Here is a 16,904-nt window from a genome sequence, read left to right as displayed (position 1 = left end):
GGAGCGTGTTGCGAGGGGTGGAGCGGAGTTCGGATTTACGTTCTGCCATCGCGGTCGCCTTGGGCTAATTTTCCGAGATGTCTTCCATCGCCAGCAGGATCATGCTGGGCATTGAGGTGTGGTGATCCAGACGGCGGGCGTTGAGCACGAATACTTTGTGGCCGATCTTGGGGAATTCGTGCTCCACTTCGTAGTCATCGAATGTCGAATTCCGTGGCAGAATGTCTTCGAGCAACTCGCGTAATTCCGGGATATCCCAGGCTCCATCGCCCAATTCGCAAAGTGGTTTGCCTTGAACCTGTTTCGGACGCATCCGAAAAGTTTGATAAAAGGAGCGGTTGGCGGAGGTAACGCGGTGCTGTTCATCGAGCACAAGCAACGGCTGCCGCACGGTATCAAAGATTGCCTCAAAAAACGTCCGTTGTTCGCTGCTCTTCTCGGCTTCCTTCATTTCTCGAATGCTGACGAACGTCAGCACCAGTCCGTCGATCACTTTGTCGGTGGTGCGGTAGGGCATGATCCGCATCAGGAACCAGCCGCCGTCGGTTGTTTCCACTTCTCGTTTCTTGAACATCAGCGTATCCAGAACGCTCTTGCAGTCCCGCTTCAGGTCGACCTGTTTCAGGTACGACATCAATTCGCCGATCGGCCTTCCAACGTCGGTCGGACGGATCGCGATAATTTTTTCGGCCTGTTCCGTAAAACGCTTGATGTTCAAGTCGTCATCCAAAAAGATCGTGGCAATGTCCGTGGCATTCAGAAGGTTCTGCATGTCGTCATTGGCCTGCGACAGATCTTCGACTTTGGATTGCAATTCGGCATTGACCGTGGTCAGTTCCTCATTGAGCGACTGCATCTCCTCCTTCGACGTTTCCAGTTCTTCGTTGGTGCTTTGCATCTCCTCGTTGGTGGATTGCAGCTCCTCGTTGGTCGACTTGAGTTCTTCGTTCGAAGTCTCCAATTTCTCCAGGGTTGCCTGATGTGACTGCTTCATGTACTGCAGTTCCCGCTGGAGTACCTCGACGCGATCCGGACTGGCCCTGCTGCGGCGGCTTTGCTGTTTTTCCGACACGGTTGGGGGCGGGACGGGACGAAACGTGACGAGCAACAATCCACGGATCGGTTCGGGTTCCAAAATTTTGGCCACCACCAAATCGACGAACACGGAACCACCATTGGATTTGATGCGGACGTTTTCGCGAATCACCTCATCTTCGGTGGCTGCGGCCTGTCGTATGGCTGACGCCAAGTCGTGCGCCAATCCTTCGCGGGCCATGTCCAAGATGTTGGTCCGCAATTGTCCTTCGGCAAGTTCCAAGAATTCGCCGGTGCGTCCATGAACGTGAATGATGTCGCAGCGATCGTTGATAACGACAAATGGGGGACAGAAGCGAGCCATTGCCGATTTTTCCAGCATCGCTGCGATGCTTGTCTCACGAGTCGACTCGGCAAGCTTCGGGAGAGCATTGATGTTCGTCTCCGCCGGCGTCTGCGAAGCCGGCATTTCGGGCATGGAATGAACACTCGTTGCGGTTCCTCTGCGGCGAAAGATTTTCCACTTCTTGTCCACCGCTTCGAACAGTTCACCGAAGGTGCCGATCGTTTCCGATGGACCCAGCATCAGCAAGCCTCCTGGCTTGAGCGCATAGTGGAAGATCGGCAGCAGGCGTTTTTGCAAATCCGAATTTAAGTAGATCAGCAGGTTGCGGCAAAACAACAGGTCAAGTTTCGTGAAGGGGGGATCTTTGATGACGTTTTGCATCGCAAAAATTGCCATTTCGCGTATCTCTTTGCGAATGCGGTAGCCGTTCTCTTCTTTCAGGAAGTAGCGTTCCAGCCGTTTGGGCGAAACATCGACGCCGATCCCGCTCGGGTATTGGCCGACGCGGGCGGCGTCGACTGCGGCGTTGTCGAGGTCGGTGCCAAAGATCTGAACGTCAAAATGCCGCTTGGTCTTGTCCATGCACTCGCGAAGCACAATGGCCAGACTAAAAACCTCTTCGCCGCTGGCGCATCCCGGTACCCACGCGCGCAGCGTGTAGTTCTCAGGGCGCGACTTGAGTAGCTCGGGCAATGCCCGCTTTGCCAGTGCGTCCCAGGACTGCGGGTCTCGAAAGAAACTGGTGACACTGATCAACAGCTCCTTGAAAAGCATATCGATTTCGTGCGGATTTTTTTGCAAGTAGCGGACATACTGGTTCGCCTTGTCGATTTGGTGCACATTCATCCGCCGTTCGATGCGCCGGCGAATGGTGTTGGATTTGTACGCGGAAAAATCGTGCCCCGTGCGATTGCGGAGGAGCACAAAGATCTTTTGCATCGGCTCTGTCGGAACGATTGGCGGTTCGGCGGCGGTTGTCGCACCGGCGAAATACGGGCCGCGCACGTAGGCAACCAACTGTTTCGGCATTGCGGCGGGGGTCAGTACGTAATCGACCAATCCGGTTCCCTGGGCGCTGGCAGGCATCCCGGCATACTTTGCGGTGAGGGGTTCCTGCACCATCGCCATGCCGGATTCGCCCTTGATCGCCCTCAACCCCAGCGTTCCGTCCGTTCCCGTGCCCGAGAGCACAATGCAAATCGCTCTTTCTTTTTGATCTTCGGATAGCGAGCGAAAGAAGTAGTCGATTGGCAATCGTGGCGATTCTTTCGTCTCAATGTCCATTCGATGGAGCGTTCCATTGAGAATTGCCAGGTGGCTACCCGGCGGGCCGACATAAACGTGGTCACGTTCTAACTTCGTGCCGTCATCCGCTTCGACAACTGGCATCTTCGTCACTTTGCCCAACAACTCAGGCAGCAAACTCTTGTGATCCGGATGCTGGTGTGTGACGATCACGAAAGCCATGCCAGGATCGCGAGGCATGTTTTTGAGCAATTCTTCCAGCGCTTCCAGTCCTCCCGCCGAGGCGCCGACGCCCACGATCGGGAAATCAGACGCCGGCGTCTTGGCCTGGATGGACAATCCGGCAACGGGCGTTCGAGTTTCCGAGCGGTTCTCTTGCCCCGCCGTGGTCTTCGGCTGGCTACCGTCTTCAGTCTTGGCGGCGGGCTGACTGGGTTGGGGATCGACCTTCTGTTTCCCGCTCGACTTTACACGGGTGGCTTTCTTCTTTGCCATTGAATCCTGCTTGATAGTTGGCTGACCGAGGCTCGCTGAACATCCCTGTCGCGATTCTAACTTCGCGCGCTCTCATCGGCACCGTGCGGGTGTCGGCGAAGGCATGCACGTGGCGGCATTCGCCCCTTATCAGTGCCACAACAGCAAACACGGTGGTTCAGTGGCCGTCGGGTTTTACCGCCGCGGATTGCGACGCTGCGAGTCGTGACGATCTTATCCGAATTCTGCCAAATCTCTCCCTTTTCATCCACGACTGCTGTTCGTCAAATTCCACGTCCAGCGTCGACGCGAGCGTGGTCGCGGCCAAAGCTTCAGCGTCGTTCCCGGCGTCTTTCACGCATTGCCCCAAACTGTGATGTTCCGACAGGGATCCGTGGGCGCTGCGGTCACCGCAAACGGCAAGCCCCACCGAGGCGGCCAGCATCCGATGGGGCTCGCTGACTTTTTGACCAGCCAAGATGACAACCAGAACCTGACCCGGCGGAAACCGGAAATGGCTGTGCGCTGATCCGTTCAAGCGACTCGCCGCAAACCGATGTGTTCCCCGACAAAGACCGCACGCGCCCGAATCGATCCGCCCGGGCGAGTGCTTCCAGGACGGGTGAGAGCGGTGTCGAGGAATCGGCCCGCCAGATGGTTGTCGAATCATTTTTCCGTCGCAAACTTCCGGTTCTGGCATGACTCAGTACATGTCGTAATCTCCCCCGCGAGCGGACCCGTTGGATTCCTTCTTCGGTTTCTCCGCAATCAGCGCGTCACTGGTCAGGAGCAGGGTGGCGACGCTGGCGGCGTTCTCCAGTTCGGAGCGAACGACCTTGGTCGGGTCGATCACACCGGTCGCAACCAAGTCTTCGTAGGCATCTGTCATCGCGTTGTAACCTTTGTTGCCGGACATCTCCGCAACTTTTTCGCAGATCAGACTGCCGTCCCTGCCGGCGTTTTCCGCGATGCACTTCAGCGGCCAGCGGCAAGCTTTGCGGACGATGTTGAAACCCACCGTCTCATCATCGTTCAAACCGTCTGGTTGGCAGGCCTGGGCAGCTCGCAGCAGCGCCACGCCTCCTCCCGCCAGAATGCCTTCATCCGCGGCGGCTTTGGCTGCGTTGATTGCGTCTTCGTAGAGGAACTTTTTCTCTTTCAATTCGCTTTCGGTGGCGGCGCCGACATTGATCTTCGCGACGCCATTGGTCAATTTGGCCATGCGTTCCTCCAGCTTCTCTCGATCGTAGCTGCTCTCCGATTTATCCAACTCCAGTTTGATCTGGGCGATCCGCGAATCGATTTCGCCGCGTCCGCCTGCCCCCTGGATGATCGTGGTATTGTCTCGGTCGACGACGACCTTTTCCGCCCGTCCCAGATTGTCCAGGGGAAGTGTTTCCAGCTTGATTCCCAGGCTTTCAAAAATCGCCTTTCCGCCGGTCAGCACCGCAATGTCTTCCATCATCGCCTTCCGCCGATCTCCGTATCCGGGTGCCTTCACGGCACAGCATTGGAACGTTCCCCGTAACCGATTGACGACCAAAGTGGCCAACGCCTCTCCTTCGACATCATCGGCAATGATTAACAAGGGTTTGCCAGACTGAACGACCTTTTCCAAGATCGGCACGATGTCTTTGATATTGCTGATTTTCTTTTCGTGCACCAACACATACGGATCATCCAACACACACTCCATCTTGGTCGCATCGGTCACAAAATAGGGAGACAGATACCCTTTGTCGAATTGCATCCCTTCGACCCACTCCATCTCGGTCGTCGTGGACCTTCCTTCATCGAGCGTGACGACACCGTCTTTGCCAACCCGGTCGAGAGCTTCGGCGACATGTCGGCCGATGCTTGGGTCGTTGTTGGCAGCGATCGACGCGACCTTCACCAGGTCTTCCTTCCCATTGATGGGCACAGAGTTCGAATGGAGAGTTCTGACGATCGATTGGACCGCTTTTTCGATCCCTTGTTTTAACGCGATCGGGTTAACGCCCGCGGTGACCGCACGTAGGCCTTCGTCAAAAATCGCTTTGGCCAGAATTGTGGCCGTCGTCGTGCCGTCGCCGGCAACGTCATTGGTTTTCGACGCGACCTCACGGACCATTCGCGCGCCGATATTCTCGAACGGGTCTTCCAAGTCAATCTCTTTGGCCACCGTGACACCGTCTTTGGTCACCAGGGGTGGTCCGTAGCTCTTCTGCAGCAGCACGTTGCGACCACGCGGGCCCAACGTCGTGGTGACGGCACGTGCCAAGGTGCCGACCCCGCGTTTGATTGCTTCGAGGGCATCGTGGTCATAGGCAATGATCTTCGACATCTTCGATGTTCCGGTTAAGGTTACGTTCACTCCACGACCGCGAGGATGTCACCCTCGCGCATCACCAACAGTTTTCTTTGGCCGATCTCCACTTCGCTTCCGGCGTACTGGGAGAAGATCACCCGGTCGCCCCGTTTGACTTGAAGCGGCGTGCGTGTGCCCGTGTCGCTGAGCTGGCCCGGCCCAACGCGAATGATTCGTCCGCGAGCGGCCTGTTCTCGAGCCGTCTCCGGCAGCACAATTCCGCCGCGCGTTGTCGCTTCCGATTCGTCGCGTTCAACAATCACTCGATTGCCTAGCGGTTGCAGCTTGGTCATTCTTTTTGCAGCGGTCGCGGTTCCCATTGATGGTTCGCCTCCGTTGATGAAGTGAGCATCGACCGACCCAAGCACTCCGGCCCTCGAACAGCTGCGGTTGCAGCTTTCGTACCGAATCGATTTGCCGCTCGATTTGAAGTCTCACGACGCCGATGTTGTGCCAGAGAGCACCAAGTTACGGCTGATGGACGAAGACGCCGATGTGCGGTGCAGGACCTGGTGTGCCTATTCGGTGTGCCTGTGCTGTCACTGCCGTTGATCCAGTGGTGGAAACCACCACTTCAAGACGGTCTCAACATTCGATTGCGATCCCACGAGTCGAACGAGACGTTGTTTCCCGGTCCTGGAACGCAACTTGGAAATCGGAGAAATGTGAAATGTACAAAGTCGAGACGTATTGCTCCCACGTATGCCCCACCTGCGGACGTCGCTTACGAATCCCGACGCACCTGTTTGGAAGTGACCTTTGCTGCCCCCACTGCCGAGCGAACGTTGGAACAAGTGTCGACCCGGGGCTGTTGTGCGATCGGCTTTCCGACCGAGCGGAGGAACTGCTTCGCCTGACGTCATGCGAAGGAGTCTGAGACGCCCGAGGGCCAACACCGAGCAAACGGAACTCCTGGTCCGGGTCGGGGGTGATGCGGCGTCCGGTCCGGAGGATGGCGATGTTCCGTATGGTGGATTCCGCCATCCGGAATTACTGGCAGCCGTGATTCAAGGACTTGCTTCCCAGCGACCACAATTCTGCAAACAGTCTGGGAGAAAATCTGGATGAGCAAATTGGTTGACCGAGCAACGGTGTCCATGGAACAACCCAACGACAATGAGCCGTCTTCTCATGGCGATCAGCCGATCGGGCACCGTCCGACGCGTTACAAATCCGGGGCGACACGCTGCGGCACCATTGGATCCGATAGCGACGTTCGTCTCGCGACGATCGCAAAGATTGCCAATGACGGCATCATCACGACGGACGAGCGGGGACTTGTTGATACTTTCAATGCGGGCGCTGAACGGCTCTTTGGCTACCATGCCCACGACGTTATCGGGAAAAACGTTTCGCTGCTGATGCCATCGCTGGAAGATGGCTGGCACGAGGAATGCCACGCCGGGAACCTGTCCGGCGAGGATCGCTCCTTCGATGGAGGTGGTCGCGAGGTGATGGGGCGACGCAGAGATGGATCGACTTTTCCGGTACGTCTATTAGTCGGTGAGATGCGTCTCGGGGGCACACGATGCTTCACCGGAATCGTTCACGATATCAGCGCGCAACAACAGGCTGAAGAGCGGGCCCTGCGGGCGGAACGACTAGCGGCGATCGGCCAAATGATCAGTGCGGTCACCCACGAAAGCCGCAATGTCTTGCAACGGATGTCAACCAATCTGGAGATGGCGGCGATGGAATCCGCAGGTCGCCCGGAAGTACTGGAGTACATCTCACGTGTCCGGTCGGCGCAGAACGATCTCGCCAGGCTTTTTGAAGAGCTCCGTGATTTTGCAGCTCCCATCAAGCTTGACCTGGAACCTTGTTCGTTAGATGAGCTTATCAAAGAAGTGCTTGACGAGTTTTCCGGACAGTCCAATGAACGTCGGATAGAGTGCCGCTCCATTTTCAAGGGGTCCGATTCACGCTGCGAAGTCGATGTGTTTCGAATTGCCCAAGTATTCAGAAACATGATCGAGAACTCACTGGCCGCCTGCGACGACCCGATCTTCATTGAACTGCGAGCTGTGAACGCCGAGTTGAACGGCCAAGCCGCAATCAAATTGAGCTACCGCGACAATGGCCCAGGTTTGAATGAAGAGCAGCGTCGCAGGGTGTTTGAACCGTTCTTTACGACGAAGCCGAAGGGTAGTGGACTGGGCATGCCGATCTCAAAACGCATCGTCGAAGCTCACGGTGGTCGGATGGCGTTGGGAGCCACGCGGGATTCAGGTGCAGAATTCCTGATCACTCTGCCCCGCAGAACACTCGCGCGGAATTGATGATTGACGGACGTTGGCCAGAGCGATGCCCGCAAAGAGTCAATGCTCATCCCGCAACGTTCGAGAAAGCCGCTGTAAGAAGTGACGCGATCGCCCCGCCCGCGTCAGCGTCGCGGGAATATCCGAACTCCCCGCGATTTCGAGGATGATCGTGCCGTGAAAATGAAGCCGCGAAAGCTGGCTGACGAATGTTGGCCAGGCAATCCCGCCTTCGCCCGGCGGCAGGTGGTCATCACGCTGGCCGTGATTATCGCTGGCGTGAACCATCCAAAGATGGCCGGAAAGTTTGTGCGCGACGGTCTGCAAGTCTCCGGAAAGGTAAGCGTGTCCGGTGTCAAGACAAATTCCCACTTCGGTCGTCTCCAGCGCACCGAGGATCCACAGCACATCACGCGTGCGTCCGAAAAACAGGTGGGGAAGCATGTTTTCGAGCACCAAACGGATGCCAAGCTGCTGACAGCGGCGGGACACCTGATTGAGCGCGTTCGCTGCATGCTCGATACGAGCGATTCGCTGTTGGTCAGGAAGATTCGAATTCTCGGGACCCGGGTGAATCACATAGTACCGAACGCCGAGAGACGCTGCGGCCTCCGCAGCCCTGATCATCTCGTCGAGCGAATGGGACCGAACTTGATCATCCAGTGAGGTGATGTCGATGTGCTCCGCAAAGGGTGCGTGGAAAGAATAAGGATCCAGATCGAGTTCGCGAATCAGCTGGCTCGCACGATCGACCGCATTGGCGTCGTGATAGTCAAGGTGTGCCGGAAAGGAACAGACTTCGATGATCGAAAAACCCGCACTTCGGATGTGCGTAAGGCATTCAAAAATGCTGGTCTTGTAAAAACAGCCTGTTGAAAGGCCGATGGGCCACTGGCTCATGAATCAAGTCCTCATTTTCGACATTGTTTAGTTTGACCAGTCCGATCAATAGGTTGTGGTCTCGACTCGAATCCGCACTCGGTCTCGGTACCTCAACAGATTGTCGCTACATACTTCGACAGGGCAGTACTGTTTCTCTTGACATGAGCGGCAATTGAGGTCGACAAGTCCATCCCGTCCGGTGGCGATCAGTCCGGCAAAGGTTCGAACGTAAAAATCGGCGTGTGTCGCGGCATCGTACCGATACCACCGATCGCCCCAACCATAGTCGCGCTCGTATTTGGACCGGATCAGGCCTGCGATGTGTCGCGGGTGCCAATCAAACCCGAGCAGGATCCGCACCAAATGCTGGATCCCAGCGGGCTTGAGCAATCGATCGTTGGGTTGCTCCAGGATGATTCGGGCGCAGGGCGGAAGTGATTGAAGAGGTAGTCTGTCGTAGGTTTTCGGCCATTGATCGCTGGGGTCATGTTCGGCGGAGTAGAACTGGCGATGCCAGAGAGATGTTTGCGAAGTGGCGTATTCTTCCAGCAACCGTTCGGTGCCGCGCGATTGGTCGGGAATCTGTACTGAACCGCGGCGGGCCAGATCCTGAACCTCGTCCATCGCTCGCATCACCTGAATTCCCTGGTGAACCTCCATCTCATGCAGTGGGATCATGAACAATCCCGGTATCTCGTCCGCGATTGCACCGATCCGCCAGCGTTGCTGCTGCGGCTTCAGATAGGCCGAAAACGGAACACGCACACCGCGCGTGTGCAACGGGTCACCGTACTCCGACAAATCGATGGAAACGACTTCTCGACCGTGAGCGTTGGGGCCGGCTTCGACAGCCGTCAACATCACGGGAAGTTCGCAGTCGCCCGCCGCCACGTCCAGGACACGGTGAGCGACATATTCCATCACCATGCCCAGCCCCGCATGTGCGGTCGCTCGAGGTCCATCATGCCTCTGCCCGATCGATGGAAATGATCCCGGACAGCCGCATTGTGATGCCCCTGCAACGCTTCCGATCGCGGTAAGAGAATCGCAAGCGGTGGACCGAAGGTCGATCCGCCACACGAAGTGATGTCCGCGGCCGCTGAGCAGGTGAAGCGGAGCAATCCCATGATTGATCAGAAACTCTTGAATCGCAGCGACAACGGGACGTTGAAGGTCGATACAGCGATTTGGATGGATCCAGGGTTCGGCCGGGAAATCGAAATTGACGATCTCGATGTCCAGATGAGCGATCAGGGCTTCGTGATCCCACAGCGATCGGCCAATCTCTAGACCATCGTCCAAACAGTTCGGCAGTTCGGAGGGTGGGCGCGGATTGTGACAGACGTCCGCCGACGGGCCGTCCGCGGTGATGTACGCGCAGGTCACATTTTGTGGCGAATCACCGCCGAGAAACTCAAATATTCGTGCCCGGATGTGCGGATCGGCATAATACTCTTCAAGCATTTCCCGATTGTGTGCGGTGCGTTACTGAGGTGGTATCGCGTCCGCACTGATATCGGCATGGTGGAATCCACCAGGAGAAAGTCCGGGGTTCAGATCCTGGCACGCGACGCTGTCGCATCATTGAATCCGGTAAACACTCAAGCATCCGAGATCCGTTCGGACGGCAAACTGGTAATAGTCCGAGATTCGGGAAAGACTGCGTCGAAACGATCTGGCAAAGGCGTGTAGACCGATGCGACCGGCCGCGCGATGGATTCGCTTTTCGTGCTTGCGGTGTGTCGCGTCGGTTGCACCACTCGCGTTAATCAAGGTTTGTCCGCCGTGCCTTCGTTAGTCTCTCCGGGTAAAGCCCACAATCGTAAACCACATCATCACAGCAATGTCATCGGGCCTTCACGAACAATGGGACATTGGGAAAGCATGTCGGATCGGCACGGAAATCGCTTCACAGCGGCCGCCAGTTAGGTATCCCTGGCAATTCGCAAATAGTCTGCTAATCGTTGTGCCAGTAGGCACACGTGTACCGTACGGGCGCACAAGGATTGGCAACGAGTGCAACACACTTCTCAAGTCCATGCCAGCTCAGACTGGAATCGTCTGCCAAATCGCCGCCGCGAAATTTGATTCCTAGCAAGCTTCGGGCACTCCGAAGGCAGACGATTATTTAGGTTTGCAGGAAACCAGGGTGAGACTTTTAAAGCTTTCTTTAACGTTCTCAGACCAAGGTTAAAACCACATGTTCAGAATTTACTCACGTCAAGCGTTGGCCCTGACGGTCCTCTCAGCTCTGTTGAGTTGCGTCACCTTCGTGGCCGACTTGCCAGCCCAAGAGGACGGAAAACAGCCCAACATCGTCTTTATCATGGGCGATGACATCGGCATGTGGAATATCGGCGCTTACCACCGCGGCCTGATGGCCGGGCGGACGCCGAACATCGATCAACTTGCACGACAAGGAGCGATCTTCACAGACTACTACGCGGAAGCGAGCTGCACGGCCGGTCGGGCCAATTTTATCACCGGCGAGCTTCCCATTCGAACCGGGTTGACCACGGTCGGACAGGCCGGCGCAGCTATCGGCATGCCAGCCTCGGCCCCCACGATCGCGACCGCCCTCAAAGAATTGGGCTACGCTACGGGGCAATTTGGCAAGAACCACCTTGGCGACAAAAACGAGTTTCTGCCGACGGTCCACGGCTTCGACGAGTTCTTTGGCTACCTTTATCACCTCGATGCGATGGAGGACCCCTGGCACCCGAACTATCCCAAGGACCTGCTCGATAAGGTTGGCCCACGCAACGTCCTTCATTGCTGGGCGACGGACACCGACGACACCACTGTCGACCCTCGTTGGGGCAAGGTCGGCAAGCAGCGAATTGAGGATCAGGGACCGCTTCCTCCCCATCCCACCGAAGGCGTCGAGCTGAACATGGAAACGGTCGATGACGTGATCCTGGAACACACCGTCGACTTCATGGAGAAGGCGAAGAATGATGAAAAGCCGTTCTTCGTTTGGCTCAACCCCACGCGGATGCATGTGTTCACGCACCTCTCACCGAAGTATCAGAAGATGCAGACGCCCGCGAACGAGTGGACCATGCAAGAAGCCGGGATGGCCCAGTTCGACGACATCATTGGTGGAGTCATGAAGAAACTCGACGCGATGGGCGTTGCGGACAACACGATTGTTGTGGTCACGACCGACAACGGCACCGAGGGCTTCAGTTGGCCCGATGGCGGAACCACCCCGTTCAAAGGCTGGAAAGGCATGGGAACTGAGGGCGGTTTCCGCGCCCCCTGCGTCATCCGCTGGCCCGGCAGGGTGAAGCCCAGTCAGGTCATCAACGGTGTGATGTCCGGGATGGACTGGTTCCCCACATTCGCTGCCGCCGCCGGGTACGAGGGAGATGTCAAGGCAGACCTGCTCGAGGGCAAGAAGCTTGACGGGAAGGAGTACAAGGTCCACCTCGACGGGTACGATCAGACCAAAATGCTCACCGAGGGTGGAGAGTCCGCCCGCAACGAGCTCTGGTACTTTACCGAGTCGGAACTCGCAGCTGCCCGCATCGGCAACTACAAGTATGTGTTTCTGGAACAACCGGATGGCTGGTTCGGCCCGAAGGTCAAAATGGATTGGCCCGGCATTTACAACCTGCGGCTGGATCCATTCGAGAAGATGAATCTTGGTGACTCGCTATTCGCCGCAAACTGGTGGGCTTTCGAGTTCTGGCGTTTCGTGTTCGTGCAGCAGGAGGTTGCGAAGTTAGCACAGACGGCCCTCGACTACCCGCCCATGCAGAAAGGCGCGAGCTTCAACCTAACGGCGGTCAAGGAAAAGATCGAGAAAGCGATGGCCAACCGAGCAGGCAACTGACGTCGCGCTCGTTGTTCACTCTGGACGACAACACCGATTTGCGATTGGCACTCGTCGGTTGAGTGTCAACCGCTTTTTTTCTTCATCAACGAAGTGGAATTGGGGATTGACGTCGCCGGCGCCGTCGGAAACGGCAAGAGCTTCAATTTGAACAACGTAGCGTCGTAGACGCCGAAGGAAGAATCGCAAACACCTGCAATTCCGGCGGATACCAACCGCGTTTCGTCGCCAGAGAGAAACCAGTTCTCGATCAGATCCGCGACTGCGAGATGGAGAACCGAGTTTTCCAAGCGACTCCGGTCAGCACCACCGAATGCCCTTAGCAACCATGCCGACTCGCCGGGGTTGGACCAACCACCTTCACGAATCGATCTCCACTCGACGCACCGGTGTCTCGGGCGACCTGACACCGAAGCGAGTCGCAACACCTTCTTCGCTGCACAGGTCGATGCAACCGAAGCAGGTAGGTGGCCGAAAGCAGACATGGTCAGCGGTTATCCTTGCGCCTTTGATAACGTCCGTCACAGAATCGTTCGGGCTGAAGGCCCAGCCGTTTACCTAGCCCAGTCCAACGGACTGGGTCTCAGAATCCAGTGAAAACCTGAGGGCCAAAGGCCCGGCCATTTGCTACTCAGTCCCAAACGTATCGATTGCCCCGGTGCCGTGAGAATCGACTCTCGATGAACGCGGAAGCACACTGACAAACAAAGGGCCGGGCCGTTGGCCCTAACATTTCATTTCTGTTCATTTCCTTCCCAGCCCGCTGGGCTGGGCTGGGCAAATGACCGGGGCTTCGCCCCTACCGCCGGTACGACGCGCGATGGCTTCGCTCATCACGTCGGGGTGGTCGCCCCTGAATTCCGCGCCTCGCTTTAGCGCGTCGGTGTGGGTGACCGAAGCGAATTAGCCGGACTCGTTTCAACGCTCCGCTGGCCGACACCGGAGCAGTTGTTTTGGCGATACAGAAACAACTGGATGGGCACCGCATGCTTCTATTCGCTAGCTAGATTGCTCCGGCGGCCGACAGCTCGACTAAGTAATTCATCTTATCTCACACAATGCCGGGATGTGCTTTTGACGGATGCGCAAATGGCGGTCTGTTTTTAAGTCCTGGAACGAATGGCACGGGCTCAAGCTTAAGCGGCTGTGGCGTAACGGTTTCGGTTCGGATCCCGGGGCCTCTGCATCAGCTTGACTTCTTCGCTCTACGTTTTAATTCTGGGGCTCCCGCCGTCCCGGTCGGTGCCCGACGGCGGTGATCAGGAAGTTCATCCTTGGCGGAACCTTGATTTGGTATCGACCCTGAGCATCCGTCCGAGGCGTTGAAGAGTGGCGTTCGCCATGCTCTCCGGCGAGCGTTACGGTCGCGTCGGGGACCGGGTTCCCTTGTTGATCCATGACACGTCCGGAGAACGGGATGAGCCTTTCGATTTTCAAAGTTGCGTGAATGCCGCCACCGGCCGGGACGGCATTCGGATCAACGGTGACGCGCCGACGTGTCCATCCGGGCTGCCGGGAATTCCAAAAGGTCATCATTCGCGTCTGCCAGTCCGGAATCCAGTCGAACTGGGCCACTCCATCCTCATCGGTCGTCGATGTGAAATCATGGTGCATCAGGGACAGGTTGATCGCGGAAACTCGTTCGGGCGAGTTTAGCAACCAGCGGTAAATAGCGCAGGGCCTTCGCACGTCGATTTCGTTTCGGTCCAAGGGCCAGCGGGAGTGACCGGGGTCAACCTTCATGTCCGACGTTGAGGCTCAACGCAGTGGCTGAATTGTGGGCCGTCGAAATCTTCGTGATAATTCTCGTGAGGCGCTCCGGTCCACAACATCGCTTATCAACAGGAGCCGCAAAGTTACTGGAGAAAGCCGATCATGCACAACAGTTCCAGCCAAGTCGAATCGCTATTTGCTGCTGCCGCAGAATTGTCCGCGGAATCCCGGAAGGCATTCCTCGATCGGGAATGTGCGGGACAGGAGGCGCTTCGTAGGCAGTTGGACGGCCTGCTTCGGGCTCATGACCGGGTGGATCACCCGCTCGACCGTCCCGTTGCCGGGCACAACGAGCTGGAGGCAACTTGCCTTTCTGATGCCCAGTCGGTCGGTACGCTCATCGCTGGTCGTTACAAATTGCTGGAACAAATTGGTGATGGCGGCATGGGAACCGTCTGGATGGCGGAGCAAAAGGAGCCGGTTAGGCGGCTGGTGGCCGTCAAGCTCATCAAAGCTGGAATGGACTCAAAGGCGGTGCTGGCCCGCTTCGAGGCGGAACGGCAAGCCCTCGCGCTGATGGACCACCCGAACATCGCCAAAGTCCACGACGCCGGCACTGACGACGCAGGCCGACCGTTCTTTGTGATGGAACTGGTGAAAGGGCTGCCGCTCACTGAGTATTGCGATGCTCGCAAGCTATTCGTGAACGAGCGTCTTGACCTGTTCGTGCAGATTTGCTCGGCGGTGCAGCATGCACATCAAAAAGCGATCATCCACCGCGACCTGAAGCCCAGCAACGTGCTGGTCACCGAACACGATGGCAGACCTGTGCCAAAAGTGATCGACTTCGGCTTGGCTAAGGCGATCAACTCCTCGCAGATGCTCACCGATCGCACGCTGCACACCGCCTTCGGTACGGTCGTTGGCACGCCGCTCTACATGGCGCCCGAACAAGTCGGAATCAACGCCCTGGATGTCGACACGCGGACTGACATCTATGCCCTCGGCGTAATCCTTTACGAGTTGCTCACCGGCACCACGCCACTGGAGAAGGCACGATTCAAGGTGGCGGCCTGGGAGGAGGTCAAGCGACTGATTCGCGAAGAAGATCCGCCACGGCCGAGCACTCGGTTATCTTCGGACAAGACGCTGCCAAGTTTGGCGGCGTGCCGGCAAGTTGACGCATCGAAGCTGCCGAGCCTTGTTCGCGGTGACCTCGACTGGATCGTGATGAAGGCCCTCGACAAGGACCGTTCAAGGCGTTACGAGACTGCCAACGGGCTGGCGAAAGACGTGCAGCGATATCTGAAAGGAGATGCAGTAGAAGCCTGCCCACCGACGCTGGCGTACCGATTGCAGAAGGCCTGTCGAAAGCATCGCGTAGCGATACTGACGATTGGGGCTTTCGCAGGTGTTCTGCTCATCTCCACGGTACTCAGCCTAACTTTTGGCATTCGAGCGCACCATGCCGAGATGAAGGCCAGGCAAGAAACAGAGGCCGCCAGTTTTCTGCTCGACACGTTTCTGGGGACGAACGATGAGCACGAAGAACTCACGGTAGGAAATGTTCCATTCACAACCGTCGTCGATCGCGCGGTAAAGCAACTCGATCGCGATACAGAGCGTCTGCCGTTGACGGTTGCTCGCATTCGAGCGCGGATCGGGCGCGCTTACGCCATCCTTGGCAAGTACCCGAAAGCCAGGCAACAAATACAGCCGGCACTGGAAGTTTTGATGGACGAGCTTGGCCCCAACAACTTGGAAACGCTGAATTGTCAGGAGAGTCTGGTTTGGGTGCGTGAGTCGTGGGATGAGAAAACAGAGGCGATCCTTCTCGATGTTCTTGAGCGACGTCGCAAGGTTCAGGGACCTGATCACCCCGACACGATCAGGACACTGAGCGCCGTCGCCTGGATGCGTTTCATGAATAATGACATGGTCAAGGCTGATAGTCTCCTTCGAGACGCCTTGCAACTCGCGGTTGCGGGACATGGCGATGACAGCGTGATTGCGATTCGTTGTAAGATGCGCCTGGCAGCATTCATCGCACGGAAGGGGAAGCATGACGAGTGTATGCGACTCGCACAGGAAGCGATGGCCAGCGGGCAGAAGTTGCCCTCGGACGATCCCTATCGGCTTTTTCTCAAGTATGGGGCAAATAAATATGCAAAGCCAGCAACCGGCACATCGGAAGACAACCGACGAGTGGCCGAGCAGGACGTGGCACTGCTACCAGAATTCAAGGACGTTTTTGGTGAAGACGATCCCCGGACACTCGTTCTTTTGGACGACATCACCCTGCACTACGCCCAGGGAAAATGGTTCGACGAAGCAGAACCCTACAGCAAGACACTGCTGGAGAAGCGAACGCAACTTTTTGAACGTGATGATCGTGGCCGGTTGCGCGCCCTGTGGCTTCGCGGACTCACGTTGCTCGGGCTGAAAAAAATCGCCGAGGCCAAAGAGCTCTTCAATGAAGCGATCCCGCTTGCCAGAAGCAAACGGGAACACATTATCCTGGGAACAACTCTCGTCGGGCTGGGGGAGTGCCTTCTGCTTGAAGAGAATTACGCAGAAGCCGAACCGAAACTGGCCAGCGGTTACGAGATGATTCGAAGTTACTTCAAAAACGAAGGATTCAGCGCCCATCGTTTGAATCACGTGCGAGAGGTGCTCGATGACTTGGTCGCAGTTTCGGAAAAGCTGGGCAAGTCAGAGGCTGCTGAACATTGGCGGAAGGAAAAAGAGCGACTGGAGCAGTTCTAA

10 protein-coding genes are annotated in these 16,904 nt (G+C 56.9%); 3 read left to right on the top strand and 7 right to left on the bottom strand.

All coding sequences use genetic code 11. The features are described from left to right. Nucleotides 1–64: 64 nt before the first annotated feature. From FYK55_RS14205 to FYK55_RS14190, 4 genes are all read right to left on the bottom strand, one after another. The gene (locus FYK55_RS14205) at nucleotides 65–3,121 is read right to left on the bottom strand and encodes a chemotaxis protein CheB (protein ID WP_150077092.1); all 3,057 of its coding nucleotides are present in this window, start codon (nucleotides 3,119–3,121) and stop codon (nucleotides 65–67) included. Nucleotides 3,122–3,278: 157 nt separating this feature from the next. Continuing rightward, nucleotides 3,279–3,770, bottom strand: coding sequence for a pyruvoyl-dependent arginine decarboxylase (locus FYK55_RS30105; protein WP_390621728.1), 492 nt, complete (start codon nucleotides 3,768–3,770; stop codon nucleotides 3,279–3,281). A 33-nt stretch (nucleotides 3,771–3,803) separates the two neighbouring features. Beyond that, the gene (gene groL / locus FYK55_RS14195; protein ID WP_150077090.1) at nucleotides 3,804–5,423 is read right to left on the bottom strand and encodes a chaperonin GroEL; all 1,620 of its coding nucleotides are present in this window, start codon (nucleotides 5,421–5,423) and stop codon (nucleotides 3,804–3,806) included. Nucleotides 5,424–5,449: 26 nt separating this feature from the next. Further along, nucleotides 5,450–5,740: a co-chaperone GroES gene (locus FYK55_RS14190; protein ID WP_235908688.1), complete on the bottom strand. Its 291-nt coding sequence runs from the start codon at nucleotides 5,738–5,740 to the stop codon at nucleotides 5,450–5,452. A 771-nt stretch (nucleotides 5,741–6,511) separates the two neighbouring features. On the opposite strand from FYK55_RS14190, the gene FYK55_RS14185 reads away from it, so the two are divergent. After that, nucleotides 6,512–7,726, top strand: a complete 1,215-nt coding sequence (locus tag FYK55_RS14185) for a sensor histidine kinase (protein ID WP_150077088.1) — start codon at nucleotides 6,512–6,514, stop codon at nucleotides 7,724–7,726. 39 nt (nucleotides 7,727–7,765) lie between these two features. On the opposite strand, the gene FYK55_RS14180 is transcribed toward FYK55_RS14185, so the two are convergent. Beyond that, on the bottom strand, nucleotides 7,766–8,605 hold the full coding sequence (locus FYK55_RS14180) for a sugar phosphate isomerase/epimerase family protein (RefSeq protein ID WP_150077087.1): 840 nt from the start codon (nucleotides 8,603–8,605) through the stop codon (nucleotides 7,766–7,768). A gap of 45 nt (nucleotides 8,606–8,650) precedes the next feature. Next, complete coding sequence (locus FYK55_RS14175; RefSeq protein WP_150077086.1) at nucleotides 8,651–10,051, bottom strand: hypothetical protein; 1,401 nt, start codon at nucleotides 10,049–10,051, stop codon at nucleotides 8,651–8,653. Between the two features lie 736 nt (nucleotides 10,052–10,787). On the opposite strand from FYK55_RS14175, the gene FYK55_RS14170 reads away from it, so the two are divergent. After that, entirely contained in the window at nucleotides 10,788–12,425 is a 1,638-nt protein-coding gene (locus FYK55_RS14170) for an arylsulfatase (protein ID WP_150077085.1), read from the top strand. A 1,212-nt stretch (nucleotides 12,426–13,637) separates the two neighbouring features. Here FYK55_RS14170 and FYK55_RS14165 read toward each other — a convergent pair. Further along, nucleotides 13,638–14,114: a carboxypeptidase-like regulatory domain-containing protein gene (locus FYK55_RS14165; RefSeq protein ID WP_161604499.1), complete on the bottom strand. Its 477-nt coding sequence runs from the start codon at nucleotides 14,112–14,114 to the stop codon at nucleotides 13,638–13,640. Between the two features lie 186 nt (nucleotides 14,115–14,300). On the opposite strand from FYK55_RS14165, the gene FYK55_RS14160 reads away from it, so the two are divergent. Beyond that, a complete protein-coding gene (locus FYK55_RS14160) occupies nucleotides 14,301–16,904 on the top strand; it encodes a serine/threonine-protein kinase (protein WP_150077083.1) in 2,604 nt (867 codons plus the stop codon).

This window comes from Roseiconus nitratireducens (assembly GCF_008629675.1).
Taxonomy (GTDB): Bacteria; Planctomycetota; Planctomycetia; order Pirellulales; family Pirellulaceae; genus Stieleria; species Stieleria nitratireducens.
This window is presented reverse-complemented; position numbering and strand designations above follow the sequence as displayed.